This window comes from Pantoea sp. Ae19-2, from assembly GCF_059801205.1.
In genome coordinates, this window is the sequence record NZ_JBCHWE010000001.1 from 3,626,041 (window position 1) to 3,640,722 (window position 14,682).

The 14,682-nt window shown below is 53.0% G+C and carries 16 protein-coding genes; 3 read left to right on the forward strand and 13 right to left on the reverse strand.

Going from position 1 to position 14,682, the window contains the following annotated elements; genetic code table 11:
• Positions 1 to 44: 44 nt before the first annotated feature.
• A complete protein-coding gene (locus tag AAIE03_RS16670; RefSeq protein WP_019105657.1) occupies positions 45 to 290 on the reverse strand; it encodes a TIGR04076 family protein in 246 nt (81 codons plus the stop codon).
• An 811-nt stretch (positions 291 to 1,101) separates the two neighbouring features.
• Between AAIE03_RS16670 and AAIE03_RS16675 the strand changes: the two genes are divergently transcribed.
• The gene (locus AAIE03_RS16675) at positions 1,102 to 2,166 is read left to right on the forward strand and encodes an NAD(P)-dependent alcohol dehydrogenase (protein ID WP_019105658.1); all 1,065 of its coding nucleotides are present in this window, start codon (positions 1,102 to 1,104) and stop codon (positions 2,164 to 2,166) included.
• 38 nt (positions 2,167 to 2,204) lie between these two features.
• On the opposite strand, the gene AAIE03_RS16680 is transcribed toward AAIE03_RS16675, so the two are convergent.
• The 6 genes from AAIE03_RS16680 to dnaB form a co-directional block, all read right to left on the reverse strand.
• A complete protein-coding gene (locus AAIE03_RS16680) occupies positions 2,205 to 2,528 on the reverse strand; it encodes an MmcQ/YjbR family DNA-binding protein (RefSeq protein WP_014606938.1) in 324 nt (107 codons plus the stop codon).
• Positions 2,529 to 2,530: 2 nt separating this feature from the next.
• Entirely contained in the window at positions 2,531 to 2,947 is a 417-nt protein-coding gene (locus tag AAIE03_RS16685) for a secondary thiamine-phosphate synthase enzyme YjbQ (protein WP_014606939.1), read from the reverse strand.
• Positions 2,948 to 3,072: 125 nt separating this feature from the next.
• Complete coding sequence (locus AAIE03_RS16690) at positions 3,073 to 4,266, reverse strand: amino acid aminotransferase (protein ID WP_455943912.1); 1,194 nt, start codon at positions 4,264 to 4,266, stop codon at positions 3,073 to 3,075.
• Positions 4,267 to 4,307: 41 nt separating this feature from the next.
• A complete protein-coding gene (locus AAIE03_RS16695) occupies positions 4,308 to 4,922 on the reverse strand; it encodes a YitT family protein (protein ID WP_013024166.1) in 615 nt (204 codons plus the stop codon).
• A 195-nt stretch (positions 4,923 to 5,117) separates the two neighbouring features.
• Positions 5,118 to 5,609 (reverse strand): Lrp/AsnC family transcriptional regulator, encoded by a 492-nt coding sequence (locus tag AAIE03_RS16700; protein WP_013024165.1) that lies wholly within the window; start codon positions 5,607 to 5,609, stop codon positions 5,118 to 5,120.
• A 125-nt stretch (positions 5,610 to 5,734) separates the two neighbouring features.
• Positions 5,735 to 7,141, reverse strand: a complete 1,407-nt coding sequence (dnaB, locus tag AAIE03_RS16705) for a replicative DNA helicase (RefSeq protein WP_013024164.1) — start codon at positions 7,139 to 7,141, stop codon at positions 5,735 to 5,737.
• A gap of 96 nt (positions 7,142 to 7,237) precedes the next feature.
• Between dnaB and AAIE03_RS16710 the strand changes: the two genes are divergently transcribed.
• Positions 7,238 to 8,221 carry a quinone oxidoreductase gene (locus AAIE03_RS16710; RefSeq protein ID WP_014606941.1) on the forward strand — a complete coding sequence of 328 codons (984 nt, stop codon included), beginning with the start codon at positions 7,238 to 7,240 and terminating at the stop codon, positions 8,219 to 8,221.
• A 181-nt stretch (positions 8,222 to 8,402) separates the two neighbouring features.
• On the opposite strand, the gene pspG is transcribed toward AAIE03_RS16710, so the two are convergent.
• The 3 genes from pspG to AAIE03_RS16725 all read right to left on the reverse strand — a co-directional run bounded on the left by pspG (position 8,403) and on the right by AAIE03_RS16725 (position 11,197).
• Entirely contained in the window at positions 8,403 to 8,669 is a 267-nt protein-coding gene (gene pspG, locus AAIE03_RS16715) for an envelope stress response protein PspG (protein WP_014606942.1), read from the reverse strand.
• Positions 8,670 to 8,831: 162 nt separating this feature from the next.
• Positions 8,832 to 9,827, reverse strand: coding sequence for a tRNA dihydrouridine(20/20a) synthase DusA (dusA, locus tag AAIE03_RS16720; protein WP_014595062.1), 996 nt, complete (start codon positions 9,825 to 9,827; stop codon positions 8,832 to 8,834).
• Between the two features lie 98 nt (positions 9,828 to 9,925).
• Positions 9,926 to 11,197, reverse strand: coding sequence for a conjugal transfer protein TraF (locus AAIE03_RS16725; protein WP_013024160.1), 1,272 nt, complete (start codon positions 11,195 to 11,197; stop codon positions 9,926 to 9,928).
• A gap of 428 nt (positions 11,198 to 11,625) precedes the next feature.
• Between AAIE03_RS16725 and zur the strand changes: the two genes are divergently transcribed.
• Positions 11,626 to 12,147 carry a zinc uptake transcriptional repressor Zur gene (gene zur, locus AAIE03_RS16730; protein ID WP_072136294.1) on the forward strand — a complete coding sequence of 174 codons (522 nt, stop codon included), beginning with the start codon at positions 11,626 to 11,628 and terminating at the stop codon, positions 12,145 to 12,147.
• Positions 12,148 to 12,217: 70 nt separating this feature from the next.
• Here zur and AAIE03_RS16735 read toward each other — a convergent pair whose 3' ends face one another.
• The 3 genes from AAIE03_RS16735 to lexA all read right to left on the reverse strand — a co-directional run bounded on the left by AAIE03_RS16735 (position 12,218) and on the right by lexA (position 14,649).
• Positions 12,218 to 12,430, reverse strand: a complete 213-nt coding sequence (locus AAIE03_RS16735; protein WP_014606944.1) for a CsbD family protein — start codon at positions 12,428 to 12,430, stop codon at positions 12,218 to 12,220.
• A 171-nt stretch (positions 12,431 to 12,601) separates the two neighbouring features.
• Entirely contained in the window at positions 12,602 to 13,924 is a 1,323-nt protein-coding gene (dinF, locus tag AAIE03_RS16740) for an MATE family efflux transporter DinF (RefSeq protein WP_013024157.1), read from the reverse strand.
• Between the two features lie 110 nt (positions 13,925 to 14,034).
• Positions 14,035 to 14,649, reverse strand: a complete 615-nt coding sequence (gene lexA, locus AAIE03_RS16745) for a transcriptional repressor LexA (protein WP_014595061.1) — start codon at positions 14,647 to 14,649, stop codon at positions 14,035 to 14,037.
• Between the last annotated feature and the right edge of the window lie 33 nt (positions 14,650 to 14,682).

The following is a 14,682-nucleotide window of genomic DNA, read 5'->3' on the forward strand; positions in this document are numbered from 1 at the left end:
CCATGCCCCTGATATCACAGGGATATGACAGTGGCTTTTAATTGCTAAAACGGCCTGGCCTCTTCATCCAGCGTTTCGAGCAAAAATGTCACCGGCCGGTACCCATCATTGCAACACACCACCGCTTTGCCCTGTCTGGACCAGTCATTCCAAAATAATGGCTCGCTGGTATGAGCCAGAGTAAACACGAACTTTTCCATACAACCCCAGGCGTCTTCACAGAGGGCATTGGGTTTGCGAAAGTCAGTAATAAATTTCTCGCCCTCTTGATGCTTAGGACATGTCTCCATTTTCGGATAGCCATCCGCTCAATTAGCGTTGGCTTCAACTCTACCGATAAAACCGTTATTTTTACTTTATGCATGCCCGCACCATTAGCTCGTTCAGGTTCTCTGACGCGCCGGAAATCGCGACTGATTCCGCTGAATATCTACATGTCTGTCCGGCGCCACCATAAAACCATACTTTACGTAATGTTTTTTGACGCGATTTGACCTGCCGGCTCTTCTTCAATCGCCTGTCCGACAACATTCCGGCTTACGGCAACAGAACCTTCCCGAGGACGATAAGCAGCCTTAGTGGTCCAGATGAACGAACGCAATAACAGACACCAGTGAACTATCCTGCTCGTGTGTCCGGCCGTTGAGAACGCCGGGGATGGCAAGGGATGACCTCATCCTCTGTTTCCAACACGACCTTACTGAACGCCCCGGCAGCGACGTTCATACCGTTGGCCATTTTTTACGGACTGATGTTGTGATCTTCCGGCCAGGCAGGCGTAAATCAGGAGAAGGCCGATGGCACATCGCCATCGGCGGTAGCGCTGAGTAATGGCACAGCCGTTTTTCAGGCCACCTTTGAGCGGAGGCGTGACTGACAAGCAGCACGCCTCTGGCAGGATTTTTTTGATCGCTGTTCTGTTTACCCTGAGAAATGCAGGATCAGGCAAGATTCAGACACGTATAGGCATATACGCTTTTCAATCCCCTGACTATCCTTAATCCGTTCCTCTTTGGTACGCCCCTGGCGTCACCTTCTTGCTGCGCGCTTTACGCTGCGGCGTTGATCAAAAAATCACGACACACCTTAACTGGAGACACCATGAACATTACCCATGCGTATGCTGCTCAGGATGCAAAATCCAAACTGGCACCGTTTGATTTCAAACCGCGTGAGCTTCGTGCTCATGACGTACAGCTTGAAGTGCTGTTCTGTGGCGTTTGTCACTCTGACTTGCATCAGGCACGCAATGAGTGGAAAAACACAATTTTCCCAGTGGTACCGGGACACGAGATTGTCGGTCGCGTTACCGCTGTTGGCCCTGAGACCCAAAAATACAAAGTGGGCGATTTGGTCGGCGTCGGCTGTCTGGTGGATTCCTGCCGTAGCTGTCCGAGCTGTCAGGAAGGGCTGGAGCAGTATTGTGAAAATGGCTTTGTCGGCACCTACAACGGTGAAGATCGCTTAACAGGGGCCATTACCTATGGCGGCTACTCCACCTCAATGGTGGTGGATGAAGACTTTGTACTGCGTATTCCTGCAAATCTTGAACTGGCAGGCGTGGCACCGCTGCTGTGTGCCGGCATTACGACCTATTCGCCGCTGCGCCACTGGAACGTAGGCCCCGGTAAAAAAGTTGGCATCGTCGGTCTGGGCGGCCTAGGTCATATGGGCGTGAAAATTGCGCATGCTATGGGCGCGCATGTCGTGCTGTTCACCACCTCTCCGTCTAAAATCGAAGACGGTAAACGCCTGGGCGCGGACGAAGTGGTGATCTCAAAAGATGCCGACCAGATGGCTCAGCATGCTAACAGCTTTGATTTTATCCTGAATACCGTCGCCGCCCAGCACGACCTCAACCCGTTTATCACCCTGCTGAAGCGCGACGGGAATATGACCCTGGTTGGCGCACCTGAGCACGACCACCCGGCACCACAGGTTTTCAATCTGATCTTTAAACGCCGCAGTATTGCCGGTTCACTGATTGGCGGCATTGCAGAAACCCAGGAAATGCTGGATTTCTGTGGCAAGCATGGCATTACCTCAGATATCGAGCTGATTGCGATGAATCAGATTAACGACGCCTACGAACGTATGCTGAAAAGCGACGTAAAATACCGCTTTGTTATTGATATCAATACGCTGCGTGATGAATCAGCGGCATAACCCTGCCGTTTGCCCTTTCCCGCCTCGGGAAAGGGCCGTTATCGTCCGGCATCAGCCTGCTGAAAAGAGGCGTCCACCAGATAATAGATTTGCGAATCTTTTAACGTGCCATCCAGAAACAGCGTATTCCAGTGGGATTTATTCAGGTGTTCACTGGGGAACACATCGCTGTGCTCTTCCCGCATCAGCTCGGCCAGCGCAGGCGTCGACTTTAACGATACCGCTGGACGCCCTTTTACCTCGTGAACCATGGCAAACAGTACGCCGTTGCTTTTGATCTGCGTGGCCTTCCAGTCGCTATGTACGCTCTGTTCGGCGCCAGGTTTGTTCATGCAATAGGTCAGTAACTCCGAATTATTCATTATCATTCCCCTTGTAAGGTGGCAACGATACGCCGGGCACCGCCGTGAATGCGATGCTCACCCAACCAAATCCCCTGCCAGGTGCCTAATACCAGCTGACCGCGCTGCACGGGCAATGTCAGCGATACGCCGAGACTGGACGATTTAATGTGCGCGGGCATATCGTCACGACCTTCATAGTCATGCTGATAAGGTGCGTCTTCCGGGACGTGGCGCATGAAATGCTGCTCCATATCACGTCGAACCGTAGGATCGCAGTTTTCATTCAACGTCAGTGAGGCTGAAGTATGTTGCAACAGCAAATGCACCAGTCCCGTTCTGATATCACGTAATCCCGTCAACTGCTGCACGATTTCGTCCGTGATCAGATGAAAACCACGAGATTTCGCGCTTAAGACCAACGTTTGTTGATGCCACATAATTTTTTCCCTGAATCTGTCAGACCATTTAAGTGTGCAGAATGTGGCGCAAAGGTAAACCCGAAGCCTGAAAATAAAAAAGCCGCCAGACAATGCTGGCGGCCAGAACCTGTGACGGCCGTAAATTACATGACCGCGGCGAACGCTTCTGCAACCTGGTGAACGTTTTTACTGTTGAGGCCAGCCACGCACATACGACCGCTGCCGACCAGATAAACACCAAACTCTTCGCGCAGACGATTCACCTGCTGCGCGCTCAGGCCGGTGTAGCTGAACATGCCGCGTTGCTTTAACAGGTAGTCGAAGCGCTTGCCCGGTAATGCCGTGCTCAGCACCTCTACCAGCGCCTGACGCATATCGATAATACGCAGGCGCATCGCTTCCACTTCTGCCAGCCAGTTTGCCTTTAAAGCCGCGTCGTTCAGGACACGTGCCACAACCTGCGCACCAAAATTCGGCGGGCTGGAGTAGTTGCGACGCACGGTCGCTTTTAACTGACCCAGAACACGGCTGGACTCTTCAGCGCTGTCGCACACGATGGACAACCCACCGACGCGTTCGCCGTAGAGCGAGAAAATTTTCGAGAAGGAGTTGCTGACCAGCGCAGGCAGGCCCGCGGCGGCAACCGCACGCATCGCGTAAGCATCCTCTTCCATTCCGGCACCGAAGCCCTGATAGGCGATATCGAGAAACGGGATCAGTTCCTGCGCTTTCAACACCGCGACGGTTTCGTCCCACTGAGCATTGGTCAGGTCGGCGCCGGTTGGGTTGTGGCAGCACGGATGCAACAGCACGATGCTCTGCTTTGGTAAGGTTTTCAGCGTGTTGAGGAAGGCATCGAAACAGACACCGTTAGTTTCAGGATCGTACCAGGGATAGGTCTTCACCTCAAAACCGGCACCGCTAAAAATGGCAACATGGTTCTCCCAGGTCGGATCGCTGACCCAGACGTTTGACTGCGGAAAATAGCGCTTGAGGAAATCCGCGCCAACTTTCAGCGCGCCCGAACCGCCTAATGTCTGGATGGATGCCACATGGCCCGCTTTTAGCACCGGATGATCGGCACCAAATAACAACGGGGCAATCGCGTTGCGGTAGGTACTCAATCCTTCCATTGGCAGATAAAGCGACGCCTGCTGCGGCTCGGCACGCAACTGTTCCTCAGCATCGGCCACGGCCTGTAGCTGAGGAATGATGCCTTGCTCGTTGTAATAAAGCCCAATACTCAGGTTCACTTTATGCTCGCGCGGGTCCTGTTTAAAGGCTTCCATCAGCGACAAAATAGGGTCGCCAGCATAGGCATCAACGTTTTGGAACACGGTGCAGATCTCCATGGTTGGTCTAGAAATAAAAGGGGCCACTAAACCCTGTACCGCCCGGGGCGATGGTTCATTGCGATAATCACATTAAGGACCACCGCACCGGCTACAGAAGCAAGCAACATAGGCAGGCTGACGACAAAAAGTGACGCCAGCACGACGCAGGTATCTACCGCCATTTGCAGTTTACCGGCGCGGATATCGAAACGATCCTGTAACCACAGCGCCAGAATATTGATTCCACCCAGGCTGGCTTTGTGACGAAACAACACTATAAACCCAATCCCCATGATGACGTTACCGAACAATGCCGCATAAAAAGGATTCAGCGCGGAAAAATGCATAAACAGCGGGTGCAGGTGGGTAAAAAGCGACACCAGCCCGACGGCGCTGAAGGTTTTCAGGGTAAATTCCCAGCCCATCCGTTTTACGGCCAGCCAGTAAAACGGGATGTTAATGAGAAAAAAGGCGCTGCCAAAAGACATCGGCGACAGGTAGCTGATTAAAAACGCGAGGCCTGCCGTGCTGCCGGTCAGCGCGCCCGCCTGCTTCAGCATAATCACGCCGAACGACACCATTAACGTGCCGAGCAGAATTGCAAGCGCATCTTCAAGACGAGAGTGGGGAATATGAGCGGGTTGTACAATGTTATCCATGATGCTGTCTCAGTACGGGTAATGACGCACTGATGCAATAACTGCGCCAGCCGGGCTGCGCTGGCAACAGGTTGACAGAAGATCACCGTTCTCGCCCGTCCGGGCGGGGACTTTCGTGCAACACCGACTTATTTTATGCACAGATAGCGCAAAATCAGGCGATTTACCGCGTTTAATCTGCACCAAAATGGCACATCATGCGCTTTTTTGGCGCGCAGCCGGTTCCGCACTCATCATCAGGCCATTCTCTTTCAGTCTGCCTAGCACGACCGACGTTTTGACATGGGAAACGCTCTGGTGCCCGGCTAAAAGCTGACTGATTAACGCACTGAGAGAGGCTAAGTCAGCTACCGCGACTTTAAGCAGATAGTCGGCATCGCCGGTGGTTTTATAAGCATCAACAATGGCCTCTTCCCGTTCCACCATTTGATGAAAGCTCTCAACATAGTCTGCAGTATGGTTGATCAGGCGCACTTCGATTAGCCCAACCATGCCAAGACCGACGGCGTCGGGCGACAAACGCGCATGATAGCCAAGAATAAGGTTTGCCTGTTCAAGGTTGATACGGCGGCGTGAGCATTGCGATGCAGAAAGACCCACTAAATCACTGAGTTCCTGATTAGTAAGGCGGCCATTGGATTGTAACAGAGTGAGGATTTTAAGATCGTAATCGTCTACATGAGTCATGCTGTTTCCATCGCGTAAAGTGTTGCTTTACTACAGATAACCCGATTATCTGCAGGCTTGTCCAACACTATTTCGCACGGCGGGGGCCGACATGCACAGATCGTGCATGTCGGCACACAGCAGCATTACTCGTCGTCGTATTGCGGCCCAGCGTAGTTATCGAAACGCGACCACTGACCGTTAAAAGTGAGGCGAACGGTACCAATGGGGCCGTTACGCTGCTTACCCAGGATGATCTCGGCAATCCCTTTAAGATCGCTGTTTTCGTGGTAGACCTCATCGCGATAGATAAACATGATCAAGTCGGCATCCTGCTCGATCGATCCGGATTCACGCAGATCGGAGTTCACCGGGCGTTTATCTGCGCGCTGCTCCAGAGAGCGGTTTAACTGGGATAAGGCCACCACCGGCACATTCAGCTCTTTTGCCAGCGCTTTGAGTGAACGCGAAATCTCCGCGATTTCCAGCGTACGGTTATCTGAAAGTGCCGGGACGCGCATCAGCTGCAGGTAGTCGATCATAATCAGGCTCAGTCCACCGTTCTCACGGTAGATACGACGCGCGCGTGAACGCACTTCGGTTGGCGTCAGGCCTGAAGAATCATCGATATACATATTCTTCTTTTCCAGCAGGATGCCCATGGTGCCTGAAATTCGCGCCCAGTCTTCATCGTCGAGCTGGCCGGTACGGATACGCGTTTGATCCACGCGCGACAAGGAAGCCAGCATACGCATCATGATCTGCTCGCTGGGCATTTCCAGACTGAAAATCAGAACCGGCTTGTCCTGCAACATCGCGGCATTTTCGCACAGGTTCATGGCAAAGGTGGTTTTACCCATAGACGGACGGGCAGCCACAATAATCAGGTCTGATCGTTGAAGCCCGGCGGTTTTCTTATTCAGGTCCTGGTAGCCGGTATCCACTCCGGTGACACCATCATGCGGCGTCTGATACAGCGACTCAATGCGAGAAACGGTCGCTTCAAGAATCTGCTCGATGTTCTTTGGGCCGTCATCTTTATTGGCCCGCGCCTCTGCAATCTTAAATACGTTCGACTCAGCAAAATCCAGCAGATCTTCACTGCTGCGCCCTTGCGGATCGTAACCGGCATCGGCGATCTGGTTTGCCACGGCGATCATTTCGCGCACCACGGCGCGTTCGCGCACGATATCGGCATAAGCGCCGATGTTCGCAGCACTGGGCGTATTTTTGGCCAGCTCAGCCAGATAGGCGAAACCGCCTGCCATTTCCAGTTCGCCCCGCGTTTCGAGCGATTCTGACAGGGTGATCAGATCGATTGGCTTACTGTTTTCCAGCAGGCGCTGCATCTCGGAAAAAATCAGACGGTGCGAGCGATTAAAGAAATCATTAGCTACGACGCGTTCGGACACATTGTCCCAGCGCTCGTTATCCAGCATTAACCCACCCAGTACCGACTGTTCCGCTTCCAGCGAATGCGGGGGCATTTTCACGCCTTCCAACTGGCGATCCTGCGTTTCGTTCGATTTGTTGGTGGGTTTATTTCCTGCCATAGTGAATGCATTACCGATCTTCTGTGGGGACGCGCAAGTATACCTCAGTTAAGGGGCGCGCCTCACCCTCATGATGAAACAATCACAGGAGTAAGAATGGCAAAGCGTATTCAGTTCAACGCACACGGCGGTCCCGAGGTCTTAAACTGGGTCGATTTTGAGCTTGCCGATCCCACCGAGCATGAAATCCAGGTAGAGAATCGCGCGATTGGCATTAACTATATTGATACCTACGTGCGCAGCGGCCTGTATCCAACGGGCCATTTTCCCTCGGGGCTGGGCACCGAGGCGGCCGGTGTCGTCACCCGCGTCGGTTCGGCCGTTACGCGCTTTACGCCCGGCGATCGCGTCGTATATTGCCAGGCGGCGCTGGGCGCTTACAGTGAACGCCACAATGTAGCTGAAGAGCGTCTGATGCTGTTACCAGACGCAATTAGCTTTGAGCAGGCAGCCGCCAGTTTCCTCAAAGGCCTGACCACACAGTATCTGCTTCGTCAGACCTACAAGGTAAAACCGGATGAAACATTCCTGTTTCATGCGGCGGCCGGTGGGGTTGGGCTGATTGCCTGCCAGTGGGCGAAAGCGCTTGGCGCACACCTGATTGGCACCGTCGGCTCTCCAGAAAAAGCGGCGCGGGCAAAAAATGCCGGCGCCTGGGCCACCATTAACTACCAGCAAGAAGATATTGCCCAGCGCGTCATGGAACTGACCGCAGGCGAAAAGGTTGGCGTGGTATATGACTCCGTGGGTAAAGCGACCTGGGAGGCCTCGCTAGACTGTCTGCGCCGTCAGGGGCTGATGGTGAGCTTTGGTAATGCTTCGGGTCCGGTGACCAATATCGATCTCAGTATCCTGAACAAAAAGGGATCGTTGTTCGTTACCCGGCCCTCCCTGTTTGGTTACATCACCAATCGCCAGGAACTGGAGACAGCCAGCGCTGAGCTGTTTTCTTTGCTGGCCAGCGGTGCGATTAAGGTCGATGTGCCAGAACAGCAACAATTTGCCCTTAAAGACGCCAGTAAGGCACATCAGGTGCTGGAAAGCCGGGCCACGCACGGATCGAGCCTGTTAATTCCGTGAAATAAAAAGGGCTTCCCGCAGGAAGCCCTTCTTTTATTTTTCATTCGCACTGATGTAGGGGCAGAAGCGATGAACAGATTATGAAATCACGCGAGCCATCCTGACAGAAAATATAAGTAAAAAGTATGGTCCGCAGCCATTATCTTACCGGCAATCTCTTAACCTGTGATCTCGCCCACATTTAGTACCGGCCATCTCTTTCCAGTCGGCTGAAGCGGCGTTTGAGCCTGTTGCGTCGACGTGTGTCTTCATCAGTAAAAAAGCGGCGATAAAGCCACACCGCTGCCACCGCCAGTATGAGCCAGGGCAGAACGTGTACGATAAGCGCAAACACGCCACCGATAAACATCACCACCGTCGCGACGATCAGGGCAGCAATGACGCCTAACAGGGACACGCCGGTGAATAACAGCATCAGGAAAAAACCCAATACAAAAAGTATGTCCATTTTGGTGCTCCTCGTTATCAATAGATTATTTATTACAAGAAACGTGCCAAAGGTTAACTTTTTGATTTTAAATAAGATAACAGAATAGCCCCAGCCCAAAGATGATGAAATTCACCAAATTATGGTGTTAAAAAAACCAGCCTGATGGCTGGTTTGGCAGAACTAGGCTTCCTGAGGAATTTTGTCGGCGACCAACGCCAGCGCCGCCTCTAGCACGCGGACGTCAGCGCCAGGTTTGTGCGCATTTTCACTAAGATGACGACGCCACTGACGTGCACCAGGAATGCCCTGGAACAGGCCCAACATATGGCGCGTGACATGGCCGAGATAGGTGCCTTTCGACAGTTCTGCCTCGATATAAGGATACATCGCGCGCACCACCGCAACCGGATCGACAGCAGGACGGTCGCGGCCAAATAATTCACGATCCACCTGTGCGAGGATACCGGGGTTTTGATAGGCTTCGCGGCCCATCATGACGCCATCCAGGTGCTGAAGATGCGTTTTCGCTTCTCCAAGCGTTTTAACGCCGCCGTTAATCGCAATCGTTAACTGAGGGAAATCGCGTTTTAACTGGTAAACACGTGGGTAATCCAGCGGTGGGATCTCACGGTTCTCTTTCGGGCTGAGTCCGGAAAGCCAGGCTTTGCGGGCATGGATAATAAAGGTGTCACAACCACCGCGTTCGGCAACCGTGCCGATAAAGTCGGTAAGGAAAGCATAGCTGTCCTGATCGTCAATGCCGATGCGCGTTTTAACCGTTACCGGGATATCCACCACATCGCGCATCGCTTTGATGCCGTCAGCCACTAAGCCAGCTTCCGCCATCAGGCAGGCGCCAAAACGACCATTCTGTACCCGGTCTGACGGGCAACCGACATTGAGGTTCACCTCATCGTAACCGCGCTGCTCTGCCAGCGCCGCACACTGCGCCAGGGCTGCGGGATCGCTGCCGCCCAACTGCAATGCGACCGGGTGCTCCTGCTCGCTGTATGCCAGATAATCGCCTTTGCCGTGAATAATCGCGCCCGTTGTTACCATCTCGGTATACAGCAGCGTGTCAGCCGTAAGCTGGCGATGGAAATAGCGACAGTGACGGTCAGTCCAGTCGAGCATGGGGGCAATGGAGAAACGTTGGGATGAAAAAGTATCGGTCATGAAGCGCAGTCGGTCCGGTGGTTAACAGTGATGATATTCTGCGCAAGGATAGCATAAGGGCGGGCGACAAGGTATCGCCCGCCCGTGAATGGCGGAGATTAGAAATTAAATCCGAGCTGAGCCATCGCGCCCCAGGTATTGTTTTGGCCTACCGAACCCGCCAGATCCAGGTGCACAGAATTATTGAATGGTGACAGGCCGAAACCGGCTGTGGCTACGTTTTCATCAGTCGAACGCATGTCCGCGCGGTAACCAGCACGTAACTGCAGCCAGTCCAGTACACGGTATTCCGCACCGACGCCAGCGTACTGGCTGTTTTCCTGCGATTTAAAGCGATGGGTTTCAGTGAGGTCAACATCGCCTGTCAGGGTAACGGGACCTTTATCCCAGGCTAAACCCGCGGTTACTAACGGCCGGATTTCGTAAGTATCGCGGTAGCCGTTCACTTCTTTCGTTTCCAGATCGCGGGAAACCAGGTTTTGTCCGGTCACGCCCAGCGTCCAGTTTTCAGCAAACACTGTCGCCATGCCGGCATCAATGTTGAAGCCACTTTCCGTGCTGCGGTAGCGGCCATCGCGTAAATCGTTTTTGTCGTAGTTATAGACGCTGGCGGAATAGTTATACAGCCAGGTTTTTTGCAGCTTGGGTGTAATGCCAATTGAAACCGGCTGACCGGCGATGGTGAATTCATGCGCAACGGCAATACCATAATCCGTATTCAGTGCAGCCAGCCCATTGGCACTGGAACCCAGCAAGTTTTGGATATTAGCCAGCCCAAAGGGACCGCCAGGAATACCTGCAAAGCTGCCATCAGCAACGCCCTGCAGTATGACAATGTCACCCTCTTTCACGTTTGCGCGTACATGTGCTGTACCGTAAGCCTTAGTCACAAAAGCAAAAGGCAGGGTTTCGTTAGGGATGGTTACGGCGATCGCCACGCCCGCTGTGGCATTGGCTTTGTTACCGCGTAAGTCCCGGAGCGTATTCGCTAAGTCGCCTGACGCGGCCTGTATCTCAGGAATACGACGCAACAGCTCAAACCCCGATGCATTTTCGAACAGATCCTGATAGCGATTCACTGTGTCAGTGATGTTATCGATCTTATCGACCATCTTGTCTTTGTCGGTGATTTGCGCACCGGCACTGGGAATAATGATGCTGACATCGTCATCAGGTTTCGCTTTGGTCATCAAGGCCGGGTTGGCCAGAACGGCTGATCCGTAGGTCGAGGACGCCACGCCTGTTCCACCCATGGCATCGTTACGGGCATCATACCAGGTTCCTGCGGCAAGCGCGGAAGATGAAAAAACCAGGGCATTGAACACTGCAGGAAAAACCAGAACGGAACGTGGTACGGTTAATTTTGCCATTTGCTTATCATCACCTGAAATATTGCCGTCAAAACATTAACGACTGAATAGTTTGTTACCTCCATTGTGGAGGATTGCTAACGCTTTATTGCTGTGAATTCAGAGTAAATAGTGGCGCAATTCCGTGGATTGATTATTTTTCGATCCGATATGTGCAGTTACCGCCAGAAAAGCTTCAGGCAAATCCGGTCTGAGCCAGCACTTTATTAAGAACATTTAAACATTAGTGCTTAACTCAGTGAGATGTAAAGTAAAAGTAAAAAATATCTATAAACATTCTGAAATACACTGGTCTCAGGCGGGTTGTTGCCGGGGGAAAACAGGGGGGAAAAGCGGCCAAAAAGGCAGGCTTAGGGACTCCTGGCGAGGTTCAGCGTCAACATAATTATTGTGATAAGATAACATCACCTGTCCAGCGGAGAACTTTCATGTCAACCATGACGCCAGAGCAAATTATGACCCAGGCTGAGAAGCTGTGTTTACAGCGCGGTGTCCGCCTGACAACACAGCGAGCAGAAGTGCTGAGGTTGATGGCCGGACAGCCTGGCTCAATCAGTGCCTATGATCTGCTTGATCAGCTGCGGGTTAGCGAGCCACAGGCAAAACCGCCCACCGTTTATCGCGCGCTGGATTTCCTGCTAGAGCAGGGATTTATTCATCGGGTGGAGTCAAATAACAGCTACGTAATGTGCCATCACTTCGAAGCGCCTGCACACACGTCGGTTATGCTGGTGTGCGATCGCTGTGCTGGCGTGACCGAAAAGCAGGCTCAGGGCGCGGAGCAGATCATCGCCTCTTTGGCTGAGGAAGCCCATTTTGTCCTCAGAAATAGCGTGATCGAAGCGCATGGCTTATGTGAGAACTGTGCTGAAGTTGAGGCGTGTGAACAGCATGAACATTGTGATCACGATCATCATACTGAAGGGAAAAAGCGCGGTAAGCGGGGCTAGTTTGCACATCCTTGTGCGGTGGCCGGCATGAGCGTACCGACCCGGGTAGGAGCGTCCCTGAAAAGCGTGATTACCAGCGGTAATCTTTGTTAGAACCTTCCCAGGCCGTTACTTCCTTCTCCGCTTCTTCTTTTGCGTAGCCGTAACGTTCCTGGATTTTACCGACCAGCTGATCGCGTTTACCTTCAATGACTTGCATGTCATCATCGGTCAGCTTGCCCCATTTCTCTTTCATTTTTCCTTTGAACTGTTTCCAGTTACCACTCGCTTCGTCTTTATTCATTGCAGACCTCCACGTTATCCTTCGGTTTCGCATTATCTTGCAGTTAAGCAAAATCACGATATAAAGCGCTGGTCATCAGCGCCATTCAAAGTTAATTGTAGTAGGTAATCTCAGGATTGCCGGAAAAAATGAAAATATTATGTATCCTGCGTCATAATTCCGGCTGAGCGGTCAGGCATTGAACCAGGTGCCATTACGCCAGTGCTTACGCCAGACCAGCCACAAGGATAAGCCGCGCAGGGCCAGGAAAACGGCGATAGCCAGCCACAAACCATGGTTGCCCAGCCAAGGCAGTGTCGTGAGCGTCAGGAAGTAACCCAGCGCAGCCACTGCCATGCTGTTACGCATTTCTCTGCCCCGCGTTGCGCCAATAAACATGCCATCCAGTAGATAGCACCAGACGCCGATCAGCGGTAACACCATCTGCCAAATCAGAAAACTATCGGCCGCCTCTTGCAGTGCACGAATAGAAGTCAGCAAAGTCACGATCTGATAGCCAAAAAAAGCATAGGCCAGCGAGAAAAACAGCGCCACTAACAGGGCCTGGCGACAGGCAGACAACCATACCTGCTGCAGTCGGCTACCGTCTTTTGCCCCGTGTGCTTCGCCAGCAAAGGCCTCGACGGCATAGGCAAAGCCGTCCAGGGCATAAGCGGTAAAAGTGATAAACATCAGAAGGATAGCATTTACCGCTACCACATCCGGGCCAATACGGGCACCCAGTACGGTCAGCGAGGCAAAGCAGAGCTGCAAGAGCAATGAGCGCAGTAAGATATCGCGGTTAAGGCGAAGAAGGCGGTGAATATCGCCACGCCAGCTGCGGGCGAGCATATCAAACCTGATACCACGGAGCCTTAATACGCGCCACACCATTGCCATACCGACCAGCAACGTCGCGTATTCTGCCAGCGCGGTGGCGGTGGCAGCACCGGCCACGCCCCAGTGCAGGCCCAGAACCAACCAAAGATCTAACAGGATATTGATGACATTCCCCACCACCAGCAGGATGACGGGTGCCCGGGCATACTGAACGCCCAGCAGCCAGCCCAGGATTACCAGGTTAGCCAGCGTTGCGGGCGCGCTGAGCCAGCGAATATGAATAAACAGGGCAGCCTGTTCCAGCACCGACGGATCCCCACCGACAAAGCGGGTCGCCAATGCGGTGACGGGATAGCGGAGGAAGATAAACAGGATGCCGACCACCAGGGCGATGATCAGTGGCTGTGTCAGCGCACGCGCCAGCGCGGTCTTATCGCCCGCACCGAATGCCTGTGCCGTTAAGCCCGTAGTGCTCATGCGTAGAAAAAGCAGCAACATGAAGACAAAGCTGGTGACGGTCGTGCCTACGGCGACGCCGCCCAGATAGATCGGACTGTCGAGATGGCCAATAACGGCCGTATCGACCAAGCCGAGCAAAGGAACCGTAATATTTGACAGGATCATGGGCAGCGCTAACCGCCACAGTTTTTTATCGGTAGCCGTCAGAAAGCGCATTCGTGAATCCGTGCGATGAACCGCCGGGGTTTCAGGTCAACCCACAGCGGAAAAGTAAGGACAAGCAGGGGAATAGTAAGATTGACGAAAGCCGACAATCTTAACCGGTTTTACAGCCACTCACCGTTACGCACAATGCCCACGGCCAGACCTTCAACGGTCAGTGACTGGGCACGGGTGTCAACAACGATAGGCTCGAAATCATTGTTTTCAGGTAAGAGATGCACCACAGAACCCTGCTTTTTCCAGCGTTTTACCGTGACTTCGTCATCGATGCGCGCCACCACAACCTGACCATTGCGCACGTCCTGCGTTTTGTGTACGGCCAGCAGATCGCCATCCATGATGCCGATGTCTTTCATTGACATACCGCTTACGCGCAGCAGGAAATCCGCTGAAGGCTTGAACATGTCGGGATCCACTTTGTAATGCGTTTCAATGTGTTCCTGGGCCAGTAATGGCTCACCGGCGGCAACACGACCGATCAGCGGCAGGCCCTCTGATGGCTCTTCTTCCATTAACAAACGGATACCGCGGGACGCACCAGAGACAATTTCAATCACGCCTTTACGCGCCAGTGCTTTCAGGTGTTCTTCGGCCGCATTGGGCGAACGAAAACCGAGTTGTGCAGCAATTTCTGCACGCGTTGGCGGCATGCCTGTTTGATTAATGTGGTCGCGAATCAAGTCGTAGACCTGTTGCTGCCTGCTGGTTAATGCTTTCATCCCGCCCCCTGGTTGTTTATACAGTCGCTGTGA

What these genes read in the sequence shown, in the direction of transcription:
- AAIE03_RS16670 (WP_019105657.1), bottom strand. Translation starts at nt 290, where the DNA reads ATGGAGACATGTCCTAAGCATCAAGAGGGCGAGAAATTTATTACTGAC.
- AAIE03_RS16675 (WP_019105658.1), top strand. Translation starts at nt 1,102, where the DNA reads ATGAACATTACCCATGCGTATGCTGCTCAGGATGCAAAATCCAAACTG.
- AAIE03_RS16680 (WP_014606938.1), bottom strand. Translation starts at nt 2,528, where the DNA reads ATGAATAATTCGGAGTTACTGACCTATTGCATGAACAAACCTGGCGCC.
- AAIE03_RS16685 (WP_014606939.1), bottom strand. Translation starts at nt 2,947, where the DNA reads ATGTGGCATCAACAAACGTTGGTCTTAAGCGCGAAATCTCGTGGTTTT.
- AAIE03_RS16695 (WP_013024166.1), bottom strand. Translation starts at nt 4,922, where the DNA reads ATGGATAACATTGTACAACCCGCTCATATTCCCCACTCTCGTCTTGAA.
- AAIE03_RS16700 (WP_013024165.1), bottom strand. Translation starts at nt 5,609, where the DNA reads ATGACTCATGTAGACGATTACGATCTTAAAATCCTCACTCTGTTACAA.
- dnaB (WP_013024164.1), bottom strand. Translation starts at nt 7,141, where the DNA reads ATGGCAGGAAATAAACCCACCAACAAATCGAACGAAACGCAGGATCGC.
- AAIE03_RS16710 (WP_014606941.1), top strand. Translation starts at nt 7,238, where the DNA reads ATGGCAAAGCGTATTCAGTTCAACGCACACGGCGGTCCCGAGGTCTTA.
- pspG (WP_014606942.1), bottom strand. Translation starts at nt 8,669, where the DNA reads ATGGACATACTTTTTGTATTGGGTTTTTTCCTGATGCTGTTATTCACC.
- dusA (WP_014595062.1), bottom strand. Translation starts at nt 9,827, where the DNA reads ATGACCGATACTTTTTCATCCCAACGTTTCTCCATTGCCCCCATGCTC.
- AAIE03_RS16725 (WP_013024160.1), bottom strand. Translation starts at nt 11,197, where the DNA reads ATGGCAAAATTAACCGTACCACGTTCCGTTCTGGTTTTTCCTGCAGTG.
- zur (WP_072136294.1), top strand. Translation starts at nt 11,626, where the DNA reads ATGTCAACCATGACGCCAGAGCAAATTATGACCCAGGCTGAGAAGCTG.
- AAIE03_RS16735 (WP_014606944.1), bottom strand. Translation starts at nt 12,430, where the DNA reads ATGAATAAAGACGAAGCGAGTGGTAACTGGAAACAGTTCAAAGGAAAA.
- dinF (WP_013024157.1), bottom strand. Translation starts at nt 13,924, where the DNA reads ATGCGCTTTCTGACGGCTACCGATAAAAAACTGTGGCGGTTAGCGCTG.
- lexA (WP_014595061.1), bottom strand. Translation starts at nt 14,649, where the DNA reads ATGAAAGCATTAACCAGCAGGCAGCAACAGGTCTACGACTTGATTCGC.